General features: G+C 64.8%; 9 protein-coding genes. 3 read left to right on the top strand and 6 right to left on the bottom strand.

The window, feature by feature from the left end:
• Positions 1-163: 163 nt before the first annotated feature.
• Entirely contained in the window at positions 164-1,396 is a 1,233-nt protein-coding gene (locus ACYQ4T_RS16010; protein WP_459856048.1) for a glycosyltransferase family protein, read from the bottom strand.
• Positions 1,397-1,684: 288 nt separating this feature from the next.
• Between ACYQ4T_RS16010 and ACYQ4T_RS16005 the strand changes: the two genes are divergently transcribed.
• Positions 1,685-4,423 (top strand): ABC transporter transmembrane domain-containing protein, encoded by a 2,739-nt coding sequence (locus ACYQ4T_RS16005; RefSeq protein ID WP_459856046.1) that lies wholly within the window; start codon positions 1,685-1,687, stop codon positions 4,421-4,423.
• Positions 4,424-4,484: 61 nt separating this feature from the next.
• Positions 4,485-4,937: a cyclic nucleotide-binding domain-containing protein gene (locus tag ACYQ4T_RS16000; protein ID WP_379955932.1), complete on the top strand. Its 453-nt coding sequence runs from the start codon at positions 4,485-4,487 to the stop codon at positions 4,935-4,937.
• Positions 4,938-4,943: 6 nt separating this feature from the next.
• On the opposite strand, the gene ACYQ4T_RS15995 is transcribed toward ACYQ4T_RS16000, so the two are convergent.
• Positions 4,944-7,208: a patatin-like phospholipase family protein gene (locus tag ACYQ4T_RS15995; protein ID WP_459856042.1), complete on the bottom strand. Its 2,265-nt coding sequence runs from the start codon at positions 7,206-7,208 to the stop codon at positions 4,944-4,946.
• Positions 7,209-7,333: 125 nt separating this feature from the next.
• Between ACYQ4T_RS15995 and ACYQ4T_RS15990 the strand changes: the two genes are divergently transcribed.
• Positions 7,334-8,146 (top strand): phytanoyl-CoA dioxygenase family protein, encoded by an 813-nt coding sequence (locus tag ACYQ4T_RS15990; protein WP_459856040.1) that lies wholly within the window; start codon positions 7,334-7,336, stop codon positions 8,144-8,146.
• 7 nt (positions 8,147-8,153) lie between these two features.
• On the opposite strand, the gene ACYQ4T_RS15985 is transcribed toward ACYQ4T_RS15990, so the two are convergent.
• The 4 genes from ACYQ4T_RS15985 to rpmB all read right to left on the bottom strand — a co-directional run bounded on the left by ACYQ4T_RS15985 (position 8,154) and on the right by rpmB (position 12,569).
• Positions 8,154-9,881 carry a sensor histidine kinase gene (locus ACYQ4T_RS15985; protein WP_459856038.1) on the bottom strand — a complete coding sequence of 576 codons (1,728 nt, stop codon included), beginning with the start codon at positions 9,879-9,881 and terminating at the stop codon, positions 8,154-8,156.
• Between the two features lie 283 nt (positions 9,882-10,164).
• Complete coding sequence (gene xth, locus ACYQ4T_RS15980; protein WP_459856035.1) at positions 10,165-10,950, bottom strand: exodeoxyribonuclease III; 786 nt, start codon at positions 10,948-10,950, stop codon at positions 10,165-10,167.
• A gap of 396 nt (positions 10,951-11,346) precedes the next feature.
• Positions 11,347-12,135 carry a gamma-glutamyl-gamma-aminobutyrate hydrolase family protein gene (locus ACYQ4T_RS15975; protein ID WP_459856033.1) on the bottom strand — a complete coding sequence of 263 codons (789 nt, stop codon included), beginning with the start codon at positions 12,133-12,135 and terminating at the stop codon, positions 11,347-11,349.
• A 140-nt stretch (positions 12,136-12,275) separates the two neighbouring features.
• Positions 12,276-12,569, bottom strand: a complete 294-nt coding sequence (gene rpmB, locus ACYQ4T_RS15970; protein WP_459856031.1) for a 50S ribosomal protein L28 — start codon at positions 12,567-12,569, stop codon at positions 12,276-12,278.
• Positions 12,570-12,665 lie beyond the last annotated feature (96 nt).

The following is a 12,665-nucleotide window of genomic DNA, read 5'->3' as shown; positions in this document are numbered from 1 at the left end:
ATGCGCCAAGGGTGTCTCGCACCCCCACCCTAACCCGCCCCCGAATCGGGGGCGGGGACCGCATCGGAGCCGGGCGCAGTCGCTCTTCCCCCTCCCCCGAATCGGGGGAGGACCGGGGTGGGGGTACGAATCACCAGCGATCAATTGAGTTCGAAGCGCGCAGCTACCGCGCGCGGCGGCTGGCGAGCCTGAGGCGCGGGCGGGGCGTGCGGACCGGCGCGTTGTCGATCGTCTGGTCGACCAGACGGTTGATGTTGGCCAGGCCGTCCATGAGCCCCGGCAGCACCACCTGGCTCGGCAAGGCCTGCTGCGGCAGCTGCCGCAGCGCCGTGGCCATCTGCTTCCAGTCGCGCGTGCCGTCATCCTCAAGCATCGAGACCAGGCCGTATTCCTTGGCGCGGGTGGCGCGCAGATACTGCTCCATGCGCGGCCTTGTGCGCGGGATGATCAGCGCGCGCTTGTCGAAGGAGAGGATCTCGCAGAAGGTGTTGTAGCCCCCCATGGCGACGACACCGATCGCCTTGGCCATCAGATGCTCGATCTGTGCGTCGAAGGTGATCGCCTCGACCTGCTCGAGCTTGGCGGCACGCTGGATGAACTCCGACTGCCGGTCGGAATGCATGAAGGGCCCGAGCACCAGCAGCGCCGGATGCGGCTGGTGCGGGTCGTTCTCGTAAGCGCGCAGGACCCAGTCGACCACATCCTCGCCGTCGCCGCCGCCGCCGGTGGTGACCAGCAGATACGGCTCGTCGATCTTGGCGAGCGGCGCGGTCGAGGCGGGGCCATGCGGCAGGGTGCGGTGCAGATAACCCGTATAGATCATCTTCCGCCGCACCGATTTCGGCAGCTCGATCCCTTCCAGCGGATCGCAGATCTGCGGCAGGCCGTAGACCCAGATCTGGTCGTAGAGATCGCGCAGCGCCGGAACCACCTTCTTGCGCTCCCATTCCGGGACCAGCGCGGCGGGCTCGTCCATGATGTCGCGCAGGCCCAGGACCAGGCGGGTGCCGCGCTCCTTCAGCATCACCAGGGTATCGTGCACCTCGCCGCGCAGGCCCAAAGGCTCCTTGTCCACGATGAAGATGTCGGGATCGAAGATCTCGGCGGTGTGGCGGATGATCGAGGCCCGGAGCTCCAGGGTCTCCTCGATGTCGATCAGCAGCGAGAGCGGGGTATAATCGCCGCTCCGCAGCTTGATCACGCCGGGGATGCGCACGAAGTCCACGCGGGCGCGGAAGTTGAAGCTGCCGATGATCGGCGATCCCGTGAGAATGATGACCGAGAGGTCCTTCTCCAGATCGACCAGCGAATGCGCGATGGTGCGGCAGCGGCGCAAATGGCCAAGGCCGAAGGTGTCGTGGCTGTAGATGAGAACGCGGGCGTCCCGCTTATCCATTGGCCTTGTTCCTGGCGTCACGCGTCCATCCCCCGACTGCCGCGTCCCGGATTACCAAGTGCGCGAAGCCTGCGCGGGCGGAGTATTGCACAGCGGGTTTCCGCGGTGAAAGTCAAAGTTTCGGGACAGGCTCCACGGCATAAATCCTTGATCGCTTTGGGGAATGCCCAGGGCAAATCCGGCCTGATCCGGGTCCTATCGCTTGCGACCGACCGCCGGCCGCCCTATTGTCCATGAGGTCGCGGCCCAGCCGGGGGGACGGCAGTATCCGCGACCTTGGATCGGGCGATGGAACGCAATCTCTTCAAATACATCTGGCGCCATTCCTGGCGCGATCAAGTCTATATCCTTGCGATCGTCCTGCTCCTGCAGGTGTTCTACTTCATCTCCCTCGATCTGCCGAAGCGCATCGTCAACGACGGCATCCGCGGCCAGGCCTTTAAGGTCGGCGACGCCCACCTCGATACCCTGCCGTTCATGCAGATTTCGTTCGGCCCTTATCCCACGATCGGCATGCCGGAGATCACTCTCTTCCCCGGCATCCCGCTCGACCAGATGCAGTACCTGTTCGCGCTCTGCTTCTCCTATCTGTTCTTCGTCGTCTTGAACGGCTGGATGAAGCAGTGGGTCAACACCGAGAAGGGACGCCTGGGCGAACGCATGCTGCGCCGGCTCCGCTTCGAACTCTACGACCGGATCCTCAAGTTCCCGCTCGGCCATTTCCGCAAGGTGAAGCAGGCCGAGATCGCCACCATGATCAAGGACGAGGTGGAGCCGCTGGGCGGCTTCATCGGCGACGCCTTCATCCAGCCGGCGATGCTGGCGGGCCAGGCGCTGACCGCGCTCTACTTCATCTTCCTGCAGAACTTCTGGCTGGGCGGGCTCACCTTCGCGATCCTCGCGGTGCAGATGGCGATCATCCCCAAGCTCAGGGTCAAGGTGCGGCTGCTGGCGCGCGAGCGGCAGATCACCGCGCGGGCGCTGGCCGGCCGCATCGCCGAGAGCGTGGACGGCGCCGTCGAAATTCACACCAACGACACATCGAACTTCGAGCGCGCCGATATCATCGACCGCCTCGGCACGATCTTCCTGATCCGCTTCGAACTCTACAAGCGCAAGTTCTTCGTCAAGTACCTGAACAACATGCTGGCCGCCACCACGCCGTTCCTGTTCTACCTGATCGGCGGCTATCTCGCCTTGAACGGCAAGTTCGACACCGGCTCGCTGCTGGCGGCGATTAACGCCTACAAGGACCTGCCGGACCCGATCAAGCAGCTGATCGACTGGGACCAGCAGCGGCAGGACGTGCAGGTCAAGTATGATCAGGTGATGGAGCAGTTCAATCCCGATGGCATGCTGGCGCCGGAGCTGCAGGCGATCGATGCGCCGCAGGACGTCGATGCCGGGACGCTGGTCGCCAGCAACCTCGCCTTCACAGACGAATCCGGCGTGCGCCTCATGGAGGACGTAAGCCTCGAGATCGCGCCCGATGCCCATGTCGCGGTGATCGGCACCGGCGCCAGCGGCAAGGAGCACCTTGGCCTGCTGCTGGGGCGTCTAGCGCTGCCGATCGCCGGCCAGATCAAGTACGGCGTGCATGACCTGACGCAACTGCCGGAATCGGTGACCGGCCGTCGCTTCGCCTATGTCGGCGAGGAGAGCTATTTCTTCCCGCTCTCGCTGCGCGACAACTTGAGCTACGGCTTGAAGCACCGCCCGGTCGTGCCGGCGCGTTACGAGGGCGAGAGCCAGCGGCATTTCGAGCGTCGCATGCGCGAGGCCAAGCGCGCCGGCAATCCCTGGCTCGATCCCGGCGACGACTGGCTCGATCTTGAAGGCGCCGGCGTCGCCGACCTGCCCGAGCTTTACGGCCGGATCGTTACCCTCTTGAAGGCGGTGGAGTTCGACGAGGACGTCTATCAGTTCGGCTTGCGCGGCCGTCTCGACGCGGTGCGCGACGCCGACATCGCCGCCGAGTTCCTGGAGGCGCGGCGCAGCCTGCGCGAAAGGCTGCAGCGCCCCGACGTGGCGAGCCTGGTCGATCCCTTCGACCCCGCGCGCTACAACAAGAATATGACGGTGGCGGAGAACCTGTTGTTCGGCACCGCGGTCGGCCCGGACTTCGCACCCGAAAATCTCGCCAACAACGAATACCTGCGCAGCACCTTGCGCGGCCTCGGCCTCGGCGACTACCTCGTGACCATGGGGCGCAAGATCGCAGAGACCATGGTCGAAATCTTCGCCGACCTGCCTCCCGGCCATCCGTTCTTCGAGCAATACGCCTTCATCTCATTCGACGACCTGCCGATGTACCGCGAGCTGATCCAGCGGACCGGGCGCCTCAGCACCGAGCAGATCCAGCGCGAAGACCGCTTCCGCTTCGTGCGTCTGACCTTCCCCTATATCGAGGCCCGCCATCGCCTCGACCTGATCGACGCCGAGATGGAAGAGAAGCTGCTAGAGGGGCGCCACGCGCTGGCGGAGAAACTGCCGGAGAGCCTCCGGAAGTCGATCGAGTTCTACGATCCGGAGGCCTATAACAGCCAGGCCTCGGTGCAGGACAACATTCTGTTCGGCCGCCTGGTCTACGGCCAGGCCCAGGCCGGACAGAAGATCGGTCGGGTGATCGCCGAGGTGATCGACGGGATGAAGCTCCGGCCACGGGTGATCGAGGTCGGCCTCGACTACAATGTTGGGCCAGGCGGGAAACGGCTCTCGACCGCGCAACGGCAGCGCGCCTCGCTGGTCAGGGCCCTGTTGAAGCGGCCACGACTCTTGATCCTGAATAACAGCCTCGCCGTGTTCGACGATGCGACACAGCGGCGGCTTGCGGACCGCGTGAACAAGATCATGGAGGGCGGTGCGTTGGTGTTGATCACCGACAACGTCGCGCTGGCCAGATTGTTCGACCGTGTCATCATCATGAAAGAAGGCCGGGTCATCGAGCAGGGCGAGGTCGCCGAGCTCGACAAGGACGGCAGCCGCTTCCGCGAAATGGTCGGCACGGTCGCCGCGGCGGCGCAATAAACAAGGGTTGGTTTTACGCCAATTCGGCTTGCGCCGGTTGGTCTGAGCGAGTGAGGGACAGATGGGTATACAAGACGATGTCGAGGCCTTGAAGCGGATCCCGCTGTTCGCCAAGGTCGAACCCGCGAAGCTGAAACTGCTCGCCTTCGCGGCCGAACGCGCGCAGTACATGCCGGGCGAGGCCTTGTTCCATCAAGGCGACCAGGCCGATGCCGCCTATATCGTCTTGGGCGGCAAGGCCGACGTGCTGGTGGAGACGCCCAGCGGCCCCTTGAAGGTGGCCGAGGTCGGCAAGGACGCCTTCGTCGGCGAGATCGGCATCCTGTGCGACGTGCCGCGCACCGCGACGATCCAGGCGACCGAATCCCTGACCACCTTGAAGATCACCAAGGATCTGTTCTACCGCATGGTCGCCGACTTCCCCTCGATCTCGCTCGAGGTGATGCGGGTGCTGGCGCAGCGCCTGGAGCATATGAACGAGCAACTGCGCGACGCGGTGGCGGCGAAGAGCTAAGGCGGCTCAGTCGGGCGCCAGGAAGGTGACGGCGGTGGCGAGCAGGCTCTCGGGTGCCGCGGTCGCCTGCTCCTCGGCGAATTCCGCGAACATCTGCTTCACCAGGTTGTAGCCGAGCTCGCGATAGGCCTCGAACTGGTCCTCGTCGAAGAACTGGTCCAGCGTGGACTGGTCGGGATATTCCGGATTCTGCGCCTTGTAGGCATAGAGGTCGCTCGGCAGCCCATCGACCATCGTCGCCTTAACGTAAACGAGGACGCCGCAGCTCTGGCGGTCCGGGTACCAGACCGAGGCCAGGGCGAAGCCGCGCTTGGCCAGCCCGAACTTAATGCGCCAAGTCTCGCTCTTGGCGTCGCGCGGCTTGGGCAGCACGCCTTCCAGCGTGTAGCACTCGTCGTCGAAGCGGATGTTGACGCCGAAATCGACCCGCACCCGTTCGATCGCATTGCCGAGATCGGCGAAGGTGAAGTCGCCGTCCTGGCCGCCATCGCTGACCAGGATCAGGTCCATCTTGCGGCGCACGAGCTCGTAGAGGCCGAGATTCTCGAAATGGCCGCCGTCGGAGAGCTGCAGGAAGCCGCCATGCTCGTCCATGCGGTAGCCGAGCAGCCCGGAAAGGCCGGGCCGCAGATAGTTCGCGGTCTGCTGCATCTGGTCGGGCTTGCCGGGATTGGGCGCCCAGTAGCCGAGCTGGGCGCCGAACAGCGTCACCAGGAAGGAGATCAGCGGTGTGCGCAGCATGCCCTTGCCGTCGGGTCCTGAATGCGCGTTGAGCGCGGCGCCGGAGATTGCCATGGCGGTCGGCAGCACCATCTGGTCGTCCATATACTGCTCGGTCTGCAGCCAATGTGTGGCGTCGCTGCCGCAGAAGCGCGGCGACAGCACAAAGCTGTCGGCGCCGCGACCGCTGTATTTGGGCTTCTCCGAATCCGGGATGATGAGGGCGGTGTTGATCAGGTGATAGGGTCCGACGATCCGGATCGCCGGGTCTTCCTTCTTCTTCTTGCCGCTGTTGACGCCGCCGGCGAGCACGGAGAGCTGCAGCGCGTCGGCGATCTTCGCCGGATGCCAGATTCCCTTCTCGACACTCTTGGGGTCCGGGCACAAGGCTTCCATCAGCCGGTCGCGGTACATCCGGTGCTGCGAGACCAGGTTCAGGTTGGTGACCAGCGCAAACAGCAGCGCCAGGATCACCAGCGCGGCGAACCAGATCCAGTTGGTGCCGAACGGATCGCCAATATACTGCGCCGCGCCATAGGCCAGAAACAGGATGCCGTAGATCGCGAGCACGGCATAGAGATAGGGCCAGACGCTCTTCCAGATCGCCGATTCCTTCAGCTTGCCGATGATCGTCGCGTGCTTCTCGCGCCAGGTACCGAGATAGGCGATGGCGACCGAAATCGCGCCATAGAGGTCGCCACCGCCATGCCGCTCGGCCCAGCCATAGGCGAAGGGCAGCGATCCCAGCGCGACACAGGCGATCTGGGCCTGCAGCAGCCGGCCGAGCGCCACCGTGAGCGGAATGGTGAAGCGATGATAGTAGCGCCGGATCGGCTCGCCGGTCTCGCTGTCATGGCCCTTGGTGTATTTGACGAAGAAGCTGCCGACCGAATAGGCCAGGGTAACGGCGACCGAGCCGAGCAAGGCGAGCAGCCCGAGAACCACGAACAGGTTGACCCGGCCCAGCTCCGGCAGCCGGATGACGAGGCCGGTCCCGAAGGCCAGCACCATGACGATCACCAGCAGCGCGAAATAGATGCCGAGCGAAAACAGCACTGCGCGCAGCGCGTTGGCGACCAGCGCGAAGATGCCGAGCCTGGGCGTCGGTGTCAGGTAATGCGCATGCTGTCGGATGAAGCTGACGATCTGCACCGCGAGATTGCTGGAGACGTCCGGGTGCCGGACGTTCCAGATCGGCGTCATGGTGCGATCGCCGCGGGCGCCGCTCTGGCCGCGCTCGCCGAACGGAAACCAGAAGTCCTGGTTCTTCGGGTTGCGCCGCCCGTGCTCGACCAGGAAGTAGCTGAGCGAGGCGCCGATATAGCCGCCGCCCGACACGGTGGAGAGATAGTCGAAATTCTTCATGACGCCCCGGGCATGCAGCCCTTGCATCACACCCATGGCGAAGGAGGCGGAACGGATCCCGCCGCCGGAGAGCGCCAGGCCGAGCCAGGGCCCGTCGGTCTCCTTCTCGCGCAGGGCCTCGACCGCCCGGCGTTCCTTCTCCAGCATCTCCGCCGTGTCGATGGCTTGGGCTTCTTCTGTCGCCATGGCGTTATCCCCCGAGAGACAACCGGCAGTGGCGGTATCATAGGCAGAAACCGGCCGCCCTTGCCATGGTCCGCTTCCGCCGCCTAGGTTGGCGCGAAACCGCGTGGTCAACGAGGACCTTATTTATGCCGCCAGCCCCGCTCTCAGCGCCGACCCTCGCCGACCTGCGGGCGGCCTATGCCCGGGACGGCGTCGTCGTCATCCGCGGCGCCTTCACGGACTGGGTTGAGACCTTGCGCGCCGGCTTCGAACGCAACCTCGCCGCGCCAGGTCCCTTCGCGATCGAGAATGTCGGCGACGGCGAGCGCGGCCGGTTCTTCGAGGATTACTGCAACTGGCAGCGCATCCCGGAGTTCAAGGATTTCATCCTGAACTCACCCGCGGCGGAAATCGCCGGGCGCGTCATGGGCGCCAGCGCGGTCCAGATCTTCCACGAGCATATCCTGGTGAAGGAGCCGGGCACCGCCAAGCCGACGCCCTGGCACCAGGATATGCCCTATTACTGTGTCACCGGCCGCCAGACCGCGAGCTACTGGATCCCGCTGGATCCGGTCACCGAGGCGAACACGCTCCGCGCGGTCAAGGCCTCGCATCTCTGGCCGAAGCTGGTGCGCCCCAAGCGCTGGGCCTCGAACGAGAATTTCTACGCTTCGGAAGACGACTTCATGGACATGCCGGCGATCGGCGACGACGACCCGCGGATCCTCTTTTCGGCGCTGGAGCCAGGCGATGCGATCGTCTTCGATTTCCATTGCGTGCACGGCGCGCCGGGCAATGTCGGCCAGAGTCGCCGCCGCGCCTTCTCCGCCCGCTATGTCGGCGACGACGTCACCTTCCTGGAGCGCCCCGGCCGCACCTCGCCGCCTTTTCCCGGCATCGACCAGCACAGCGGGGAGCGCCTGCGCGAAGACTGGTTTCCGGTGGTGTGGCGCGCGTAGAAGACGTCTACTGACCGACCACCGAGAGCTTCGGGGTACTGCGGATGATGCGGCTGGCGGGCAGGTGGATGGTGACGGTGGTGCCTTCGCCCTCGCGGCTTTGCACTTCGATCGATCCGTCATGGGCCTGGACCAGGCGTTGCGTGATGGCGAGGCCGAGGCCGATCCCTTCCTTGGTCTGGCGGCGATAGGCCTCGTTCTGCCAGAACGGCTCGAAGATTCGCGGCAGCTCCTCGGCCTTGATGCCGAGGCCGCGGTCGATCACCGAGAGCGCGACCCCGGTGGTCTCGAGCTCGGCATGGATCATCACCTCGGCGCCGTGCGATGAGAACTTGACGGCATTGGTCAGCAGGTTGATCAGCGCCTGCCGCATCGCCTTGGGATCGATCATCACCTTCGGCAGGTTGTCGAGGCCCTCCTGGCGGATCTCGATCCGCTTGTCCCGGGCGCGCAGGGTGAGGAACTTCACGACGTCGCCGGCGACGTCGGCGAGCGACGTCGGCTCCTCCTTCAGCTGCATCTGCCCGAGTTCGATCCGGGACATGTCGAGCAGGTCCTCGATGATCGAAAGCAGGTAGCGGCCGCTGGCCCGGATGTCGCTGGCATATTCGAAGTAGCGCTGCGAATTTTCGCCGAGCGCGCGGCTGGCGATCATCTCGGAGAAGCCGATCACCGCGTTGAGCGGCGTCCTGAGCTCGTGGCTCATGTTGGCGAGGAAAACGGTCTTCGCCGCGTTGGCGAATTGCGCTTCCTGCGAGGTGCGGCTGAGATCGTCGGCGACCTGCTGCAGGGCGGCGGAACGCTCCGCCAGGCGGTGGTTGGCATTGGCGAGCTCGGCGGTCGCCATGCCGACCTCCTCGGCGATGCGCTGGTATTCGGTGTCGGCCCGCAGCAGGCGCAGATAGAGCAATATGGTGAGCGCCAGCCCGATCGTGAAGATCAAGCCCGGCAGCCAGAGCCCGGACTGGATCGGCTGAGCCTGGCCGTCCACTTCCAGCAGCCACTCGCGGTCGGCGACCTTCAGCTTAGTGGGTGCTACGGTCTCGTAAGCGGTGCCGCTGGCGAAGACCAGGGTGTCTCCGTCGAAGATCCTGACCGAGAGCGAGCTGTCGACGAAGGCGTCGCTGAGGAACTGGTTGAAGAAGCCCTCGAGCGAGATGGTGGCGACCAGAAACCCGTCCAGCGGGGTCTGTCGCTTCGAAGGTGTGCCCTTGAACACCGGCAAGAAGGCCCGGATTGCCATGGTGCGGTGGCCGGCGATGGTCATCGGGCGTGGAGCCGCGATCAGCATCTGGCCGAGGGCGGCGGCGCGCGTCATCACGGTGCGGTCTTCCGGATCGGCGGCGATATCCTCTCCGAGCTTCTCGCCGCTCGGCATCGGCTCGACATAGGTCAACGGGAAGCGATCCTCCGCTTCGGCCGCGCTCACCCGCGGCGCCCAGCCGATCTTGACCCACCAGTTCTTCTTCCGGATGTCGAGATCGAGCTCGGCGAAGCGCCGGAACTCGTCGGCGCTGACGAAGTCCGATGAATCATAGAGGCCGCGGAAGTATTGCGCGAACTCGAGCTCCCGTTCGATGTGGCTCTGCAGTCCCGCCGCCAGCGACTGACGGGCGATCTCGCGCTGCGCGGCCGCTTCCTCGCCGAGCATGTCATGGACCACGCCGGCGACGGCGGCGGAGATCAGCAGGCCAATGAGAATGATCGCCGGCCGCCAGAAGCGGTGCTGTGCCATGCGCTGCGTTGCGCGCGCCCTGGCGCGGCCGCTCGGATCGGCCCCGCTGGCCGGCTGGAGGGGTGATGTGACTCCCATCCTCCAAGACTGCCTCTGAATTCCTAACAGATGTTTACCTCGGTGTGAAATTCCGCGGCTTTCCGCCCCGCGCCGATCTTGCGCCGAGACGACCGCAGGTCCGCGTCGAGGGTGGAAAAACCTTTGCTTTGCTTTCAGTTGGCCGCGCGGAGCCTGTCAAAGGGATCGGCCTTGATCCTAGTCAACCGCCTTCGGCCGTCGCCCGTCAGTCCAGATCGACGATCACCGGCACATGGTCGCTGGGCTGGGTCCAGCCGCGGGATTCGCGCAGGATCTTCGCCGCCTTCAGCCGCTTCTTCATCGCCGGTGAGACCCAGATATGGTCGAGCCTGCGGCCCTTGTCGGCCTTCTGCCAGTCGGGCGCCCGATAGCTCCACCACGAATAAAGCTTCTCGGTCTCCGGCGTGAAGTGCCTGACACCATCCACCCAGTCGCCGGCGGCTTGCACCGCGTTCAGCTTCTCGACCTCGACCGGCGTGTGGCTGACGATCTTCAAGAGCTGCTTGTGCGACCAGACGTCGTGCTCCAGCGGCGCGATGTTGAGGTCGCCGACCATGATCGCATTCTCCGACCGCTTCTCGGTCTTGAACCAGTCGCGCATCTCATCGAGGAACTGGAGCTTGTGCGCGAACTTCACGTTGACCGCGGGATCGGGAATGTCGCCGCCGGCCGGAACATAGAAGTTGTGCAGCTCGACATCGCCCGGCAGCAGCACGACGCCGTGCCGCGAATCGTTCTTCAGGCACCAGTTCCGCGGCGCGCGGGTCTGCATCGGATGTTTCGAGAGAATGGCGACGCCGTTATAGCCCTTCATACCGTGATGCAGGACATGGTCGAAGCCGAGGCTCTTCACGTCATCCATCGGAAACAAGGGATCGTCGACCTTGATCTCCTGCAGGCAGACCACGTCCGGCTGCTCCTGCTGCATGAGGCGTCGCACCAGCTCCATCCGCATGCGGAGCGAATTGATGTTCCAACTGACGATGCGCATGAAGAATTCGTTTCGTGTGTTCGTGTGATTCGGCGGCGAAACGATTGCCACAAACGCGAACGCCCGGCCAGCGCGCTTCGCGCGCCTCGCTCAAGCATTGGCTGGTCGTTCGCTCCAAAAGCGAACGCCCGGCCAGGGGAGGACCGGGCGTTCTATACTCCGTTGTCGGAGTCCGGTTGCGGTGGGGGAGACCGCTTCCGGTTAACCGTCGGCATTGCGCCGGCGGTCACTGCTAGTGTTCTGATAGATGTGGTTGATACACCCGATATCAAGGCGCCACAGCCTAGTTGTTTGCATGTCAGAGGGAGTCAAACCGCATAACTGCAAACGCCTGATTCGCCAGCATTTCCGCGGCTCACAGAAACTTGAGTCGGGTTTTGTCGCGGACCGGTTTGCTCAGGCTGCGGCAGGCTGTCGCGCACGCCGTTGCCGGGCCCGCTCGCGCGCCGCGGCGCCGAAGGCCTGGAACAGCTTCAGTGAATCGGGATTCTCCATGGCGCGGAATTCCGGGTGCCACTGAGCGCCGAGCGCGAAGCCGGCATCCTTTACGCGCACCGCCTCGACCACGCCGTCCGGCGCGCGGCCCTCGACCACGAGCCGATCGGAGACGCGGTCGATCCCCTGCCAGTGCAGGCTGTTGACGATGGTCGAAGTCTTCCCGATCAGCTTGGCGAAGACGCCGTCGGGCGTGAACTCGATCGGGTGCGCCGGCCCATACATCTCGTCGAAGGGCACGTCGATGCGGCCACGGTGATCGCTGTATCCAGGTTGCTCGTGGATGCGCGTGTGCAAGGTCCCGCCGAGTGCCACGTTCAGTTCCTGGAAGCCGCGGCAGATGCACAGGATCGGCACTTTCTGCGCAAGGGCTTCGCGGATCAGCGGCAGGGTGATTGCATCGCGGCCGGGATCCTGCGGGCTGTCCGCGCGGTCTGGCGCGCCGGCATAGTGGTGTACAGCCACGTTGGACGGGCTGCCGGTGAAGAGGACGGCATCGAGATGGCTGAGCAGCGCGGCGGGCTGAATCGCCTCGCCCAGGGCCGGGAAGGACAGCGGATAGGCGCCGGCCGCTTCAATCAGCGCGGTCAGGTATTTCTCACCAACGGTGTGGAAGTTGTGGTTGTCCAGGTGCTTGACGCACATGGGCACGCCGATGATCGGGGCGTCGGCCGGTAGCTTCGTCTGCATGGGGTGTCCACTCGCTGCCATTGCCCGCGGAATCTAGCGGGGCGGCCCAGGGCTCACAACACGCACGGGCATGACAACAGGCTTGCGCGCCGCGCAAGCGGGGCGGTCGGATCCGGATTTAACTCTTGGAAAAGAGCGGCTTACGCCGCCTTCGCGGCCTGCGCGCGCTCGATCCGGCGCTTCAGTCGCTTGGCTTCGGCCGGGAGCTTCAGGTCCGAGGTGCCGAGCAGGTAGGCGTCGAGGCCGCCATTATGCTCGATGGTGCGGATCGCGTTGACGGTCAGGCGCAGGCGCACCTGCTGGCCCAGCGCGTCGGAGAGCAGCCGGGTGACCTGCAGGTTGGGCATGAAGCGGCGCTTGGTCTTGTTGTTGGCGTGGCTGACATTGTTGCCAACCTGGACGCCTTTGCCGGTGATGCCACAGCGACGAGCCATAATCTTAGTCCTTTTGGATCAATATCTTGCGGTCAGGGTCGGACACTTGAGCGACGGCCGGACACGCGGTCGGCCGGGTTTTTAGGCGGTTCCGGC

This window comes from Dongia sp. agr-C8 (genome assembly GCF_054658695.1).
The sequence above is the reverse complement of the archived record's forward strand: the minus strand, read 5'-3'. Positions and strand labels throughout refer to the sequence as shown.